Source organism: Sinomicrobium soli, from assembly GCF_003285545.1.
Taxonomy (GTDB): domain Bacteria; phylum Bacteroidota; class Bacteroidia; order Flavobacteriales; family Flavobacteriaceae; genus Sinomicrobium.
In genome coordinates this window covers 1-16,014 of the sequence record NZ_QLNV01000011.1, presented here as the reverse complement: position 1 = coordinate 16,014, position 16,014 = coordinate 1, and the positions used below count along the sequence as shown (strand labels likewise).

Below are 16,014 nucleotides of genomic sequence, written 5' to 3'. Positions count from 1 at the left end.
ACTGCCATGAAGGAAATAGAGCGAAAATTTCTGGTACGGTCGCGGGAATACAGGAAAGAGGCCCGCTTGTCGTACCGCATTGTACAGGGGTTCCTGAATACAGATCCGGAACGCACGGTAAGGGTGCGTATCAAAGGAGATAAGGGCTTTATTACGGTTAAGGGAAGGTCTGATGCCCGCGGACTGGAAAGATTCGAATGGGAGAAGGAAATAAGCCCCGGAGAAGCCGGACTGCTGTTGCCGTTATGTGAAAAGGGCGTTATCGATAAGATACGGTATGAGGTGGTCTCCGGACCCCACGTTATAGAGGTCGATGAATTTTCGGGAGATAATGACGGACTGATACTTGCAGAGATAGAACTCGGCGATGCGGACGAAGTGTACCGCGCCCCTTCCTGGCTGGGACAGGAGGTAACGGGCGATACGAGGTATTACAATTCACAGCTGAGCCGTTGTCCTTATAAGGACTGGGGGCGTGATAGTTATTAGGTTATTGAGTTATTAAGTTATTCAGACGATACCTGTAAACTCAATAACCAAATAACCAAAAAAAGAAACTGCCTTCCCTGTATGCATGATCCGGAAGGATACACACAAGGGGAAGACAGCCTTCTTTTTTAAACTTCCGGGAACTATTTCCAGCCCCCGCCAAGTGCTTTATACAGCGATATTACAGCGTTGAGCTGCCTGTATTTCGAATCGATGTAATTCAGTTCCGAATTGAGGGCCTGTTCTTTGGCGGTAAGCACTTCGAGATAGTTGACCATACCGTTGTTGAGCAGTTCTTCGGAGTATTCAGTAGCCAGTTTGTAGGCACTGAACTCTTTTTCCCTGATATCGATCTTTTCGGTCTCCGCCTCATAGGTATACAGGGCATCGGAAACTTCTTTACTGGCATTCAGCAGGGTTTTCCTGAATTCCAGCAACGCGGATTCCTGCTGTGCTTCAGAGACTTCGTATTGTGTCCTTATCTGCCTTTTGTTAAATATGGGTTGCACCAGTCCTGCGGTCAGGGTAGCGAAAAGGGAGCCCGAATCGAACCATTTCTGAAAATCAGTACTCTGGAACCCCCCGGTAGCTGACAGGGTAAGCGAAGGATAGAAATTACTCCTCGCTACATTGGTCAGCTCAAAGGCATTTACAAGTCCGTACTCGGCAGCCACGACATCCGGACGGTTCTGCAGCAGCTGTGCAGGGACCCCGGTGCGGAGTTCGGTATCGATGTGCTGGCTGTCGAGAGTGCTTCTCTCTATTTTCTGCGGTGCTTCACCGAGCAATATGCTTATGGTGTTTTCCATCAGTTTGATATTGGCCCTGATATCCACCAGCAGGGCTTCAGCCGTATGCAGCTGTGCTTCGGTCTGTTTTACCCCGACTTCGGTCACCGTTCCGGCCTCTTTCAACGCCCTGGTGGTTTCCAGGCTGCTTTTCCTGTTGGCAATGGTCTCTTCGGTAATTTTCCGTTGTTCGTCAAGAGACAGCAACTGGTAATACGCAGAGGCGATGGAGGCTATAAGTTCCGTTTTTACAGCCTTGTGTGCTGCCACGGTTTGCAGGTAGGAAGCCAGGAAGGCCCTCCGGTTACTGCGTATCTTGCCCCAGATATCGGCCTCCCATGAAAGGTTACCGGTAAGCTGGAACTGGTCTATATGCCCGCTGAAGAAAGAGCCGAACTGGCTGTTTTTCGCCAGAAACTGCCGGCTGGCATCAGCACCTACGCTTAAGGTAGGGAAATAGCCTGCCTTCCCCTGTTTCATATAAGCTTCCGCAGCTGTGATCTGCTGTATGGCAATACGGATGTCGAGATTGTTCTCCAGTCCCTGTCTTATGTAATCGCGGAGATAGGAATCGGTAAACAGTTCTTCCCAGGATACGTCGGCCATGGTCAGGCTGTCCTGGGGCAGTTGATCCGTACGGTAGGTGCCCTCGGCTTCCTTAACCTCCGGACGATCGTAGGTTTTGGCTACGAAGCAGGATTGCACGAGCAATGCAAATCCCGCTATCGCAGTTATTTTGAAAATTCTCTTATGGTTCATATATCCTATGGTATTTTAGCTTTCTTGTGATTCTTCTGCGTGTACTACCGGTTTCCTGCTGATGCGCTCCTGCAGCCACTGGAAGGCTATGAAGAGTATCGGAATAATGAATACCCCGAGTATGGTACCGATAAGCATCCCTCCTGCGGCACCGGTACCGATGGAGTTATTTCCGACAGCACCAACCCCTCCGGCCAGCGCCAGCGGCATCAGTCCGAGAATAAAGGCAAAAGAGGTCATCAGGATAGGGCGTAAACGCGCCTTTGCACCGTGAATGGCCGCATCTACCAGTGTTTCTCCCCGCCTTCGCCTCTGAAGGGCGAATTCCACGATAAGGATCGCATTCTTGGCCAGCAGCCCGAGCAGCATGATCAGTGCGATCTGGAAATAGATGTTGTTTTCCAGTCCTACCATCTTGGTGGTAAAGTAGGCCCCGAATACCCCCAGGGGAAGCGAGAAAAGTACGGAAAAAGGTAACAGGTAACTCTCGTACTGCGCCGCTAACAGGAAGTATACGAATACGATACTCAGAATGAATATCAGGACGGTCTGATTTCCTGCATTGACCTCTTCCCTGGTTAACCCGGAGTAGGCAATGGAATAGTTTGAATCCAGTTTTGCCGCTTCCGCTTCTGCGATACCGATACCGTTACCGGTACTGAAGCCGGGATTCATGGCGGCGTTGATCGTCGTCGAGTTAAAGAGGTTAAAACGTTTTACGGATTGCGGACCGTATACCCGGTTCAGGTTGACAAACTGTGTGATAGGTGACATGCCATCGCTGGTACGCACATAGAGCTGGTCGAGAGCTTCAGAGTTGGCCCTGTCTTCCGGAAGGGATTGCATGTATACGCGATATTGTTTACCGAACCGGGCAAAGTCGGCCGTGTATATCCCGCCGATATACCCCTGCAGGGTCGAGAATATGTCGCTTATCGCCACTCCCTTATCCTTGGCCAGAGGTACGTTTACCTCCAGTTCATACTGGGGATAACTGGTGCTGAAAGCGGTCTGTCCGTATTGTATTTCCGGGTGAGACATCAGTCCCATGATATATTCCTGGGTGGCACTGTCCAGGTCCCTGAAATCACCTCCTGACCGGTCGAGCAGGTTGATCTCCACTCCGGCGGAATTACCGAAACCGGGAACACTGGGAGGGGCAAAGAAAATGATGTTGGCCCCGGGTATGGTGGCTGCTATCCCGAAAAGCTGTCCGGTAATGGCATCCGACGAAAGATCGTCTGTGGTTCGTTCTTCCCAGTTTTTCAGCTTGATAAAACCGAAAGCGTTGTTGCTACCCTGGCCGCTAAGCATACCGAAACCGTTGATCATGGAGACCCCTTCCACTCCGGGGATGTCTTTTGCCTTTTCAGACAGCTGGTTTGTTACTTCGGTAGTCCTGTCCAGCGATGATCCCGGGGGCAGCTCGGCATTTACAAAGATAATCCCGCGGTCTTCATTGGGGATAAACCCTGAAGGCGTGGTGGAGTTGGCCCATAAGATACCTGCCACGGAAGCGATGATGACCACCGGGGTGATCCACTTGTGTTTGTACAGGAACCCGAGGGATTTTCCGTAACGCTCGGTAGTGGCGTTGAAACCTTTGTTGAACGCGTTGTAAAAACGTTGCAGGAAGGTGGTGTTCTTCTTTTCCTCCTCCGTATGTGTCTTGAGGAAGAGGGCACACAGGGCCGGGCTCAGTGTAAGGGCGTTTACCGCCGAGATCAGAATGGCAACGACCAGCGTGATACCGAACTGTTCATAAAATACCCCGGTAGGGCCCTGTATAAAGGTTACCGGTACGAACACCGCAGACATCACGAGGGTAATGGATATAATGGCCCCCGAGATTTCGCTCATGGCATTTACGGTGGCATCCATCGCGCTTTTGGCGTGGCCTTCCTCGATCTTGGCATGCACGGCTTCCACCACCACAATGGCATCGTCCACCACAATACCGATGGCCAGGACCAGGGCAAACAGCGTAAGCAGGTTTATGGAGTAGCCAAAGATGTTGAGGAAAAAGAAGGTCCCGATAATGGCTACCGGTACGGCGATGGCAGGGATCAGGGTAGACCTCACATCCTGCAGGAAAATGAATACCACGAGAAACACCAGGATAAAGGCTTCTACAAGGGTATGGATCACCTTGTCTATGGAAGCTTCGAGAAAGTCGTTGGTGTTATACGGGATATAGGGTTCAATACCTTCCGGGAAGTCTGCTTCCAGTTCGTCAAGCCTGTTCAGAATGGTCTCGATGATCTCCTGGGCGTTGGACCCCTTGGTCTGGTATATCGCCATGTTTACCGCTGGGTATCCCTTGGTATTGGAATTCACGGAATACATCTGTCCGCTCAATTCTATATCGGCTACGTCTTTAAGACGCAGGTATTCCCCGTTGCCCAGGGCCTTGATCACGATATCGTTGTATTGCTGTTCGGTCTTGAACCGTCCGCTGTATTTAATGACATAGGAGAAGGCTTCTCCGTTGTTCTCTCCCAGCGATCCGGCAGCGGCCTCGAGACTTTGTTCCCGGAGTGCGGCGGCCACATCGGAAGGGATGAGATCATATGCCGCGAGCTTGTCCGGTTTCAGCCAGATACGCATGGCGTAATCGTTGCTGGAGAATACGTTGACATCTCCAACTCCCGTCACCCTTTTGAATTCAGGTACTACGTTGATACTCAGGTAGTTTTGAAGGAATGTCGCATCGTACTCCTCATTGGTGGAGTAGAACGACATGAACATCAGGGCACTGGTTTGCTGTTTTTGTGTGATAACCCCCGTCTGTACCACTTCCTGGGGCAGTAACGGGTTGGCACGTGCCACCCTGTTCTGTACGTTTACCGCAGCGATGTCGGCATCCATTTCCTGGTCAAAATATACGGTAATGGTTGCACTCCCCGAATTGGTAGCCTCGGAGGTGATATAGGTCATCCCTTCCACACCGTTTACCTGCTCTTCGATAGGGATTACCACACTTTCCATAATGGTCTCGGCATTCGCCCCGGGGTAGGTGGCTTGTACCTGGACCGTCGGCGGAGCGATATCGGGGTATTGCTCCATGGGAAGGGTAAGAATACCCAGAACCCCCAGGATTACTATCAGGATCGAGATCACCGTAGATAAAACGGGTCGCTCTATAAATCTCTTTAACATATCGTAATTTTTAGGCTTCTTTTAGTTTCTGAATGATACTTTTATGGGCTTGGTAACACTGTCGTATGAAACTTCCTGGGGAGCGATTTTCATTCCGCTCTTGAGTTTTCCGACCCCGCTGGTAACGATCTGGTCTCCGATGTTCAGGCCCGATCCTACTACATAAAGATTGTCGACATCGTCTTTGATCTCGATAATCACCGGGTTTATCATTCCCTCGCCGTCTACCGTAAACGCCATGACCTGGCCCTGCCTTTCGAAAGTGGCCGCCTGGGGTATTACAGGCTGGTCGGCATAGGTGGTAGGGATCATGATCTTACCACTGTTACCGTTGGTGATCAGGCGTTCCGGGTTATCGAATATGGCCCTTATGCTTACCGTACCCGTATTCCGGTTTACCTGCCCGGTCACGGTCTGTATCTTACCCTTGTGGCTGTAAATGGTGCCGTTGGCCAGTTGCAGGATTACTTCCGGGAAGTTGCCTATTTTTTCTTTCAGGGTTTCCCCGGGTGTGTTCTCGAGGAAATTCAGATAGTCTTTCTCGTTAAATGAAAAGTAGGCGTATACCTCATTGATATCCGAAACCGTGGTCAGGGGCACCTGGTCACTCGGGCTGACGAGAGTCCCGAGGCGGAAGGGAATGGCCCCTACATAACCGTCTACCGGACTTTTTACGGTAGCATAGCCGATATTGGCCACGATACTGTTATAGTTGCTCTTGGCCTGGGCCAGGTTTGCCTTGGCAGTCTCCAGCTGCACCTCACCGACAATCCCCTTTTCAACCAGGGGCTTCAGTTTGTCGACCTCTACCTGGGCCACATTGATGCTGGCCCTGGCAGCTTCTGCATCCTGGGAGAGCGATTCGGTTTCCAGCCTGAACAGGGGTTGGCCCTTTTTTACCTTTTCTCCTTCATCTACCAGCACTTCCTTGATATATCCCGCCACTTTCGCGCGGACATTACTGTTTATAATACCTTCTATGCTGGTAGGGAAAACCTGGTAGGCGGTTACTTCCTTACTTTCTATTTTTGTCACAGGAAAAGGCAGGGCCTGTTGTGCCTGCTGTCCCTGTTGCTGCTTCTGGTTGCAACTGATAAGTAATGGCGCAATTCCTGCTATTGCTGCCATATATTTCAAAATAGTTCCTGTTCTCATTGCTGTTATTTAAATTGGTTTAAGGTATTCGATATATTTTTCCGTAATTCGAGCAGATTGTTGATCATGGTATCCGCAAACCTGATATAGTGCTGGTTGAACTGCATGCTTACCTGGTTCGGATCGTTTTCCGGATCATACTGCACGCATTTCAGCTTGTAAGACTGTACTTTTTCCAGTAACTGCTTTTCTTTTTTCCACTGTTCTATCTTTTCGTCCAGGCGTACAAGCATCTGGTCCGGGGCCGTTTTGAAATAGCGCTTCCGATCCCCGGTTTTGGTGAAATAGGTGATCTTACCGGTAGATTGCAGAAGGTGCAGGTTGGTGGATACAGAACTCTTGCTGGCCTCCAGCCGTTCCAGAAGCTCTTCAAAGGTAACTCCCCGCTCTCCCGATAATACCAGCATGGAAAAAATCCTTGCCGACAGGGGAGAAAAAGTTTCGTTTCTTTCAAAGAAAACGCCCATTTCTTCTATCAGACTGCATTTCTCATTTTCTAACTCTTCACACTGCATGGCCATCCATGATTTAAATTTCCGGCAAATATATACAAGGTTCGGTTTTTACCGAACCAAACAGGAGTTAATAAAATGTTAAATATGGCCGGGGTAAAAGAAAGGTAATAATATATAGAACGGGATATACACAAACGGTTGTTTTTATACTTACCTTTCTATCTCTATCCATCTCCGGAGTTCCATGCCGTTCCTGTCGATCACCGTGATCAGGTGCTTGCCTGCATCGGGGAGGATGGACATTTCGTGAAATGTCTGTGTGGTCCCGATATATTCTTCGTCCAGGTACCAGAATACGGAGGTCCCCGGTTTGGAGTGTGCTATTTTTACGACCAGCGGATTGGTGTTTCCGTCGAAATCTTTGGGAAGAATGATGTTTTTGCCTTCGGGGGGATATATGAAATCCATGCTGTTGCGGTCTTCGGTAAAGCAGTCTGCCCTGAACGGTGGCAGGGTTTTGTAATCCGAATGATTTTTCCTGAAATAGAATTCCATGACCGGCGGCAGGCTGAACCAGGGTTCCGTGACCATATCGGTGATGTTTTCGCAGGAAGAGTTTACCCGGAATTGCCTTTTGCTGTCCAGGTGTACCAGGTGGTGGTACGGGCAGGGGGCGGTCCGGGTACCGCTTCGGGGGACCTGTCTTTTTACCGCGGGGCACATGGGAGTGGCCAGGTATCCGCTGTTGCGGCATACCTCGGTTTGCGCGAGTTCGTCATACGGTATTTTAAATGAAGATGACCGGGGCAATGCACCGAATACGTCAAACATCAGGGGAGCTGCCGATGTGGCCCCGGTAAGCCCCGGACGCCCTTCCCCGTCTGCATTCCCTACCCATACCCCTACTACATGGTCCGGAGTGACCCCGATGGCCCAGGCATCGCGATTGCCGAAACTGGTGCCCGTTTTCCATGAAATGCTGCGCGACGACTCGAAGTACCGCCAGGCCTGGTTGCCGTCGGGGCGGTTGAGTTCCTGCATGGCCCTGAGGGTGAGATAGATGCTTCCGGCATCAAAAACGGTCTTTTCCGTACCCGGTTTTCCGAAATCGGCTTCCTGGTCTTCTGCCCATACCGGTTCGGTAAATTCACGGCTGTAGTACTCGCTGGATGTCGCGGTATAGTGATCTACGGTGCCGGCCAGCGCTGCATAGGTCTTGCACAGGTCCCACAGGTTGCTCTCGGCCCCTCCGAGGATGAGGGTAAGCCCGTAATAGTCGGCAGGTTTGTTTACGTCCCTGAGCCTGAAACTTTCCAGTTTGTCGCGGAAGCGCTCCAGGCCGTATTCCTGTAACATCCTGACAAACGGAATGTTCAGGGAGCGGACCAGGGCATGGTCTGCAGCTACCGCACCGTCGTATTTCGGGTCGAAGTTCTCGGGCGTGTACCCCGATATTTGTGTGGGGATGTCCGGGATAAGGGTCTGCGGGAGTATCTCTCCGGCATCCAGCATGGCGGCGTAGAGCAAAGGTTTCATGATACTGCCGGTACTTCTCGGGGCATGTATGATGTCTACATCTTTCTGATGCGCCTTGTCGGTAGGGCTGTTTCCCGTATAGGCCAGTACTTCCCGGGTCTTTACATCCATAACCAGTACGGCGGCATTGTAGATATCGTTCTGTTTAAGTACGTTGTAGTGTTGCTTTACGATATCGTTTACCCGTTGCTGCAGGCTGTAATCGATGGTGGTCCGTGTTTTTCTTCCGGGGCGCCGGTTTCCGCCGTACTGCAGCAGGTGAGGGGCATGCCGGGGCAGCGGAAACGGCTGCTGCGGCAGCGGCTCGGCGACCGCCAGCCGGTATGAGGTTTCGCCGAGCACTCTCTTTTCGAATAATTTGTGCAGCAGCCTATTGCGTTTTTTCAGCAGTTCTTCCTGGTTCTTTCCGGGATAGATCAGGGCGGGGGCATTGGGCAATACGGCAAGAGTGGCACTTTCGGCCCAGGAGAGCTGTTGGGGCTGTACGCCGAAATACCGCCAGGCAGCTACGTCCAGCCCTACGACATTACTGCCGAAAGGGGCATGGGAAGCATAGAAGTTCAGGATGCTTTTCTTGGAATATCCCAGTTCCAGCCGGGTGGCCAGTACAGCCTCGATCCCTTTTTCAAGGTAGGTGCGTTTCCTGCCTTTCCTGGACAGGCGGATGACCTGCTGGGTGATGGTACTCCCCCCGCTGACCACCTTTCCCGAGCGGATATTCTGCCATAGGGCCCGCATTGCGGAAACCGGGTTGATCCCCGGGTGGTAATAGAAATACTCGTCTTCGAAATGCAGTACACACTGTTCGAATTTTCCGGGAATGCTGTCGCTCTCGGGAAACCGCCACTGGCCGTCTGCGGCGATCCGGGCACCTAACAATTCACCGTTCCGGCTTTCTATGACCGTTGAATAGGGAGCGTGAAAGAGCGGATCGGGCAGGCAGAAATAGTAACCGGTCAGGACCAGTACTGCCATAACGGTTTTTACCAGATGTTTTTTTATGATGTGCCAGACCCTGTTCAACGTATTGCTTTTTCCGGTGAAATTATTCTTTTTTCACCAGATGGCGTAACCAGGCGCTGTTAAAAAAAGGAAAGCACCCTCGCTTTGAACAGAGAAAGGCGCTTTCCAAACTAACTAACCAAAAATCAACTAACCGTTATTTTTCAAGGGTACTTATCATGTAAATAATGTGTTTTTTATGTCTCCATAACGCAATTATCAAGGTGTCATTGTGAGAAATATCATAATCTAATGTTAAAATTTTACCTCCGGAAACGCTATCTGCCCTGAAGAATAGTATTGCCCCTGCTTTAAGAGGTTGATTTTAAAGGAAATGATGTTCGTTGCAGAAAAGGCGTAGGTGCGTGGCAAAACAGCTTCCCGAAGCGTCTTGTATGGATACGGTCATTATTTTTTTGGTTATTTTTGGCTGGTAAACGTTTGTGAACCGTATGGAATGGGGCAGGATGCTACGCCCGATTCGAAAAAAAACAGTATTTATGAGTGATAAGAAATTTGCAGTGATCGGGGGAGGAAGCTGGGCAACGGCTATTGTAAAGATGCTGACGGAAAACCTGGAGGAAGTGGGCTGGTATATGCGAAATGTATTTGTGAAAGAACATATACAGAACCAGGGCCATAACCCCAATTACCTGAGTGCGGTGGAATTCCGCCCGGAACAGTTGCGGCTTACCAACGATATCAATGAAGCCGTTCGCCGTGCCGATGTGCTTGTTTTTGCCATTCCTTCCGCATTTCTCCTGGCCGAACTGGAAAAATTACAGGAGCCGCTGCAGGATAAGATCATATTTTCCGCGATAAAGGGGATAGTGCCGGAAACCGGGCTGATCGTCGGGGAGCACTTTCACAAGGAATATGGTATCCCCTATGAAAACATAGGGGTGATCACGGGACCGTGCCATGCCGAGGAAGTGGCGCTGGAACGGCTGTCTTATCTCACCATAGCCTGTGCCGATGAAAAAAAGGCCCGGATGGTAGCCCGCAATCTTTCGAGCGACTATATAAAGACTAAAATATCAGATGATATTATCGGTACCGAATATGCGGCGGTATTGAAAAACATCTATGCCATAGCGGCGGGAATAGCTCATGGGCTCGGATATGGCGACAATTTCCAGAGTGTGCTGATGAGCAATGCCATACGCGAAATGCGGAGGTTTATAAAGCGCGTGCACCGTATGAAACGGAATATTACCAATTCCGCATACCTGGGCGACCTGCTGGTAACGGGCTATTCGGTGTTTTCCAGGAACAGGATGTTCGGGAATATGATCGGCAAGGGCTATACCGTAAAATCGGCCATGATGGAGATGAGTATGGTAGCCGAAGGATACTACGCGGCAAAGAGCGCCCGCCTGCTGAATGAAAAGAATGAAAAAAAGATCAGGACCCCCATTATCGACGCAGTGTATAACATACTTTACGAAGGAAAGGACCCCAAAAAGGTATTTAAGAAGCTGTCGGAAAAACTGGATTGATGAGTTTGTTGGTTCTTAGTTCTTAGTTGGTAGTTCTTAGTTTTCAAACTGCTCTGAATGTCTTCTATTTCGCAGCTTATCATACGATTAAGGGCCGATATGCCAATCCCCTCTCCTGAGGGGACTCCGGCATGGTGTTTTTTACGATGAAAAACGCTTACGGCGGTTTCTGTTACATTAGGTCCCTCCGCCGTATTTCGGCTATATTTTTCGATCTGTGGCTATGGTGATGTGTCTCAAAACACCTTCGCCTGATGAAGATCTACTTGCCGGTAGGTAATAATACGCTATAAATAATTCCAAAAACAAATTTTGTATAGCTTCTGAGTTATTGGTTGGAAATATGCGGGACTAAGCCCTTTGCCCGTCATTTTAGAATGCATCCATGATCATAATTATTACTACCTGCACCGCGATTACCTGGGCAGTATACTGGCCATTACCACCCCGGCAGGAGACATTAAAGAACAACGCCACTTCGATGCGTGGGAGGGCCGGGCGTTAAGAAACAGCCCGGTGGGCTGTTTTAGCGGAGGAGCCAGTTGGCGCGGGGCATATAAAATTAACGGATGGCTCGGGCACAGCCTTAAATAATTTTGCTATCTTGGATAGAGGTTATACCGGCCATGAGCACCTGGCCGGGGTAGGGCTGGTGCATATGAACGGCCGTTTATACGATCCGGTACTGCACCGTTTTCTGATGCCGGACAATTTTGTTCAGGACCCGTATAGTACCCAGAACTTTAACCGGTATGGGTATGTACTCAATAACCCGTTGATGTATATAGACCAGAACGGGGAGTTTTTCTTTGTAGCAGCCCTTATCGGCGCGGCGATCGGGGCCATAACCCAGGCCATTAAACCCGGGGCCAATTTCGGTAAGATTCTTGGCGGGGCTTTGATAGGCGCTGCTTCGGGAGCTATCGGAGCGGGAGTAGGCAATGTCGTATCCGGAGGGGCATTTTTTGGTAGTCAGGTAGCCGTAACCATCGGGTTTGCCCATGGTTTTGCTTCCGGGTTCGCAGGTGGTTTTGCCGGTGGCTTTATTGGCGCTGCCGGGAATTCCTGGCTGGATGGAGCGAGTTTCGGGGCTGGTTTGGGAGCAGGTTTAAAGGGAGGTCTTATGGGCGGAGCTATAGGAGGAGTGGTGAACGGGACGATTAGCGGGATTAGAGCAAATAAATCAGGATTAAATTTTTGGGATGGCAAGAGTTTAAGTAAAAGAACAATAGGTTTTATGAAAGCAAGCGGGTTTAATCCTGATTCATCTATTGACCCTACCGATGCAAATTTAATTAAAGCCAGAGAAGAGTGGATACCAGATGCCCCAATGGAAAATGTCAGGAATTTTACAACAGAAAACGTACCGGAAAATATGCAGAAATTAATGGATTCAAATGGTGCGGCGGCTGCTACTCCTGCGCTTCAAAAAGGAGGCGTTTTTACGGGAAGGTCAGACATGTATTTTAACAAAAACTTAGCTTTTTCAAGCGCAAAGGAATTATATTATACAATGGTACATGAATTCAACCATGTATCTCAACATGCCCTTTTAAGGGGATTATCGGTTAGTGATTTCAGTTCTTCCTTATTTGGTCATGTAAAGGAGTTTACGGCATATAGTCATGTGTCTTCTTTGGGAAGTACTAATTATGGAGGATACGGTGCTGGAGGACCTTTTAGTCATTTAATTCCGAAAATTGTAAGTCATCCATACTATTCTGCTTTCCAACCTCAGAATTATTCATGGGTTAAAACACTCAATTTTACTAATATTAAATTTTAAGCTATGAGATTTGTGTTTATTATTTTAATCCATATAATTACTGTAAGTCATGGATATTCTCAGAATATGGCTAACGACACCCTTGATGTCATGGCTAAAGTTCTTTTTGACAATATAGATTACTCATTGAAACCAAATTATTATATAACGTGTGTGGGTCCGGAAACCCATTTCACTAAAAAATCATTTTTGACAGATTCAGAACTATCAGATATTCCAATGGAGGTGCTGGAAGAATTGGAAACCAATGCCAGAGGAGGTAAAGCCAAGGTTTGGTGCAGCGGTTTCCTGAAAACACTACTAAAAAACTATGATACCATTTTGAACCCCTCTCTTTTTCCTCAAAAAACGTGTATAACACTATCTCCAAAAGACATACAAAAAGCCAGAAATGATCATGAGTATAGGATTGCAGGAATTTCAGGAAAAATCAAAGATATTATCATCTTCACATTGCATACCCCCGTTTTCGATAATAATAAGGAGCATTGTGTCGTATCTGTGGTGTCCCGGTTCTATATATTTGGATTTCAGTCGTTTGATTATTTTTTGAAAAAAGTATATGGCAAATGGGTAATTATCTCGAAATTTAATTATGTCATTTCTTAAAACATCGATACCGTACAATACAATGTTGTCGGTTACTTGAATGTTTCAAATTTCATAAGTTATATGAACCAATGTAATACAAGATGGTGACATTTTATTTATGGTATACCCAGAAGGTTTTAGCGGGGATATTAATTTTATTTTTCGGATTTATTGGTTACTCTCAAACAGAGGAACACCCGCCTTGTGGTGATATTTCCGGTTTTTTGGACATTGAACTTGCTTTTCAACAAGACACCATTGCTATGGGAGAGAAGGTAGAATGTTGTGTTAAATTTATAAATACCAGTTCGGAAGCTATAGAATTTTATCCCAAGGGGGTGATACGCCTTATAAGGCCATTTGTAACATTTGGAACGGCAGGTTATCCTTTAAATGACACCATAGATGTAAGGAAAATAATTAAACTTAAACCTCTTGAGAGATATGAGGATGTGTACGATATGGAAGTGGAAGATTCTTTCTTTAAGAAAGGAGAAAATAAGTTGAGAGTACATTATCTGTATAGAAATTTCACAAAAGAAAAGGAGTATGACCAATTATGTGGTGTCCTGATGTCAAAAGAAGTAAACATTGTGGTGGTAGATCCAATGTAAATGCTACTATGGCCGGACATTGTTTATGGCCAAGGAATAAAGAACAACCAAATAGATTATATCATGAGAAAAACTACTTTTTTAGTACTGATCGCAGGGGCACTTGCTTCCTGCGCTGCAAACAAATACCTCGCTTCTTCGGTAAAGCCAATATTACGATACATACGGTCATTTTTGATGGGGAGCGTGGTAATATTGCCTTTTACCGGCAGACACCCCTCAAGGAAAAATCCCCTACCGACCCCGAAGTCCTGGCCGGGGAGTTCTCACAGGTTTTTGAAGGGTATTTGTATCCCAAGAGGTGAGGTTGTTTTTCAAAGGAGTACAGTGACTGGATTATGATTGTTTAAAGTGTATAAATGAAAAAAATAGCAGTCTTTTTTTTGTTGTTAATTGCGCTTCTGTTTCTTTTGGGATTTTATCTGATGCGAATAAGGGAAGGCTTAAAAAGTGAAAATGAAAAGGTGGAATTGGCCTGGGAGAAGGTGATACAGGCCGATAAGGAAAGGACCGCTTTTTTAAGAGAAAATACAAACCGGTTTACCGGTCTGCCGGGGTTCGAAACAATGGATAGTTTGCTAAATGTCCATTATTATCCTGATGCCAATACCAAACCGTATATGTACAGGCAGAGCCGGATCAATAATTATACTGTGATGTATATAGACCAGACAGAAGGTATTTCCGGTTTCAGGGATACGATCCGGAGATATGATGCAAGGAGTAATCAGTATATAGAAGACTATAATAAAAAAGCCGGAGCTTTCAACAGGAATGCCAGTGCTTTTCCCAATATAATAGTATCGAGAAAGTATAAGTATAAAAGAAAGGCAAAGTTCAGGGTAGTATACGGCATGTACGATAATATGGAAGAGAAAGATAAAAAAATGCAGGAGTGGATGTCAAAAATGGAGCGGGAAAAGGGATTGTAGTACTATCGGGAAATAATCAACAGCAAGATGTAGCGCAGACATCTGCGGCTTCGCAGTTCATTTTGTGAGTGACAGGAAATATATAAATTTCCTCTTTGATAGGAAGCGGGAAAGGTGTTTTGTTGTATTGCGACCCGATACTGCACCGTTTTCTGATGCCGGACAATTTTGTTCAGGACCCGTATAATACCCAGAACTTTAACCGGTATGGGTATGTGCTGAACAACCCGTTGATGTATGTAGACCAGAACGGGGAGTTTTTCTTTGTGGCAGCCCTTATCGGCGCGGCGATCGGGGCCATAACCCAGGCCATTAAACCCGGGGCCAATTTCGGTAAGATTCTTGGCGGGGCTTTGATTGGCGCTGCTTCGGGAGCTATCGGAGCGGGAGTAGGCAATGTCGTAGCCGGAGGGGCATTTTTTAGTAGTGAAGTAGCCGTAACCATCGGGTTTGCCCAGGGTTTTGCTTCCGGGTTCGCAGGTGGTTTTGCCGGTGGCTTTATTGGCGCTGCCGGGAATTCCTGGCTGGATGGAGCGAGTTTCGGGGCTGGTTTGGGAGCAGGTTTAAAGGGAGGTCTTATGGGCGGAGCTATAGGAGGAGTAGTGAACGGGACGATCAGCGGGATTAGAAGTGTTAGTGAACATAAGAGTTTCTGGTCCGGAGCCGAAAAAGGAGTAAGTGATTTGAATACGGAAGGGGCTAAAGCCGGTTTATTGGGTAAGGCGCTTAACAGGAAACCCGAGCCTGTGGTTTATGCCGAAGGCACTTATAATGACTGGGTTCAGGCGCATCAGGCAGAGTTCTCCGTAACGTATAGGGTAACGGACTGGCAACGGACTATTCTGGAGACCTCAAAAACGCTACAAGACCTGGGAGATTACCTTACTTACGGAGGGTATGCATTAACTACAACGGGTGTTGGTGCCGGTGTTGGTGTCCCTTTGTCTGGGGTAGGAGGAACTGTTTCTCTTGTCGGTAGTGGTATAGAGGCATATGCCACACAAAATTACGGTCAGGGAATAAGATCTGCAGGTTTTTATATGACAAATAGAGTAGGTGGAAAATTAATAAGTAAGATACCGGGAATGACCGATTGGTCAACGCAAATCCTACGACAAAACCTTGGTATAAAATTTTCTCTTATAGAAAAGGGAATTAATCAATATCCAAATTCACTAATGGGTACTAAAAATTAAACTAAGTTCTTTGAAACTCTTTGTATATCGCGATTGGGGAGTTTTTTGATAGC

The 16,014-nt window shown here is 47.7% G+C and carries 13 protein-coding genes; 8 read left to right on the top strand and 5 right to left on the bottom strand.

What is annotated here, in order from left to right; genetic code table 11:
* Positions 1 to 6 precede the first annotated feature (6 nt).
* A complete protein-coding gene (locus DN748_RS13945) occupies positions 7 to 489 on the top strand; it encodes a CYTH domain-containing protein (protein ID WP_112372444.1) in 483 nt (160 codons plus the stop codon).
* 143 nt (positions 490 to 632) lie between these two features.
* On the opposite strand, the gene DN748_RS13940 is transcribed toward DN748_RS13945, so the two are convergent.
* From DN748_RS13940 to pbpC, 5 genes are all read right to left on the bottom strand, one after another.
* Entirely contained in the window at positions 633 to 2,036 is a 1,404-nt protein-coding gene (locus tag DN748_RS13940) for an efflux transporter outer membrane subunit (RefSeq protein ID WP_112372443.1), read from the bottom strand.
* Between the two features lie 15 nt (positions 2,037 to 2,051).
* Entirely contained in the window at positions 2,052 to 5,195 is a 3,144-nt protein-coding gene (locus tag DN748_RS13935) for an efflux RND transporter permease subunit (protein ID WP_112372442.1), read from the bottom strand.
* A 21-nt stretch (positions 5,196 to 5,216) separates the two neighbouring features.
* Positions 5,217 to 6,323 (bottom strand): efflux RND transporter periplasmic adaptor subunit, encoded by a 1,107-nt coding sequence (locus DN748_RS13930; protein ID WP_236636875.1) that lies wholly within the window; start codon positions 6,321 to 6,323, stop codon positions 5,217 to 5,219.
* Positions 6,324 to 6,355: 32 nt separating this feature from the next.
* Positions 6,356 to 6,865: a GbsR/MarR family transcriptional regulator gene (locus DN748_RS13925; RefSeq protein ID WP_236636874.1), complete on the bottom strand. Its 510-nt coding sequence runs from the start codon at positions 6,863 to 6,865 to the stop codon at positions 6,356 to 6,358.
* Between the two features lie 150 nt (positions 6,866 to 7,015).
* Positions 7,016 to 9,316 carry a penicillin-binding protein 1C gene (gene pbpC / locus DN748_RS13920; protein WP_112372538.1) on the bottom strand — a complete coding sequence of 767 codons (2,301 nt, stop codon included), beginning with the start codon at positions 9,314 to 9,316 and terminating at the stop codon, positions 7,016 to 7,018.
* Positions 9,317 to 9,843: 527 nt separating this feature from the next.
* Between pbpC and DN748_RS13915 the strand changes: the two genes are divergently transcribed.
* The 7 genes from DN748_RS13915 (at position 9,844) to DN748_RS13880 (ending at position 15,961) form a co-directional block, all read left to right on the top strand.
* Entirely contained in the window at positions 9,844 to 10,842 is a 999-nt protein-coding gene (locus DN748_RS13915) for an NAD(P)H-dependent glycerol-3-phosphate dehydrogenase (RefSeq protein ID WP_112372439.1), read from the top strand.
* Positions 10,843 to 11,202: 360 nt separating this feature from the next.
* A complete protein-coding gene (locus tag DN748_RS13910; protein ID WP_112372438.1) occupies positions 11,203 to 11,436 on the top strand; it encodes a hypothetical protein in 234 nt (77 codons plus the stop codon).
* A 10-nt stretch (positions 11,437 to 11,446) separates the two neighbouring features.
* Positions 11,447 to 12,628 (top strand): RHS repeat-associated core domain-containing protein, encoded by a 1,182-nt coding sequence (locus DN748_RS19265; protein ID WP_236636873.1) that lies wholly within the window; start codon positions 11,447 to 11,449, stop codon positions 12,626 to 12,628.
* 3 nt (positions 12,629 to 12,631) lie between these two features.
* A complete protein-coding gene (locus DN748_RS13900; RefSeq protein ID WP_112372437.1) occupies positions 12,632 to 13,237 on the top strand; it encodes a hypothetical protein in 606 nt (201 codons plus the stop codon).
* An 83-nt stretch (positions 13,238 to 13,320) separates the two neighbouring features.
* Positions 13,321 to 13,833: a hypothetical protein gene (locus DN748_RS13895; protein ID WP_112372436.1), complete on the top strand. Its 513-nt coding sequence runs from the start codon at positions 13,321 to 13,323 to the stop codon at positions 13,831 to 13,833.
* Positions 13,834 to 14,192: 359 nt separating this feature from the next.
* Positions 14,193 to 14,765 (top strand): hypothetical protein, encoded by a 573-nt coding sequence (locus DN748_RS13885; protein WP_112372434.1) that lies wholly within the window; start codon positions 14,193 to 14,195, stop codon positions 14,763 to 14,765.
* Between the two features lie 155 nt (positions 14,766 to 14,920).
* Positions 14,921 to 15,961, top strand: a complete 1,041-nt coding sequence (locus DN748_RS13880; RefSeq protein WP_146746620.1) for an RHS repeat-associated core domain-containing protein — start codon at positions 14,921 to 14,923, stop codon at positions 15,959 to 15,961.
* The last annotated feature ends 53 nt before the right edge of the window (positions 15,962 to 16,014 follow it).

Bases quoted from the DNA above. Each gene is read 5' to 3' on its own strand.
- DN748_RS13945 (WP_112372444.1), top strand. From the start codon at position 7: ATGAAGGAAATAGAGCGAAAATTTCTGGTACGGTCGCGGGAATACAGG.
- DN748_RS13940 (WP_112372443.1), bottom strand. From the start codon at position 2,036: ATGAACCATAAGAGAATTTTCAAAATAACTGCGATAGCGGGATTTGCA.
- DN748_RS13935 (WP_112372442.1), bottom strand. From the start codon at position 5,195: ATGTTAAAGAGATTTATAGAGCGACCCGTTTTATCTACGGTGATCTCG.
- DN748_RS13930 (WP_236636875.1), bottom strand. From the start codon at position 6,323: ATGGCAGCAATAGCAGGAATTGCGCCATTACTTATCAGTTGCAACCAG.
- DN748_RS13925 (WP_236636874.1), bottom strand. From the start codon at position 6,865: ATGCAGTGTGAAGAGTTAGAAAATGAGAAATGCAGTCTGATAGAAGAA.
- pbpC (WP_112372538.1), bottom strand. From the start codon at position 9,316: ATGGCAGTACTGGTCCTGACCGGTTACTATTTCTGCCTGCCCGATCCG.
- DN748_RS13915 (WP_112372439.1), top strand. From the start codon at position 9,844: ATGAGTGATAAGAAATTTGCAGTGATCGGGGGAGGAAGCTGGGCAACG.
- DN748_RS13900 (WP_112372437.1), top strand. From the start codon at position 12,632: ATGAGATTTGTGTTTATTATTTTAATCCATATAATTACTGTAAGTCAT.
- DN748_RS13895 (WP_112372436.1), top strand. From the start codon at position 13,321: ATGGTGACATTTTATTTATGGTATACCCAGAAGGTTTTAGCGGGGATA.
- DN748_RS13885 (WP_112372434.1), top strand. From the start codon at position 14,193: ATGAAAAAAATAGCAGTCTTTTTTTTGTTGTTAATTGCGCTTCTGTTT.
- DN748_RS13880 (WP_146746620.1), top strand. From the start codon at position 14,921: ATGCCGGACAATTTTGTTCAGGACCCGTATAATACCCAGAACTTTAAC.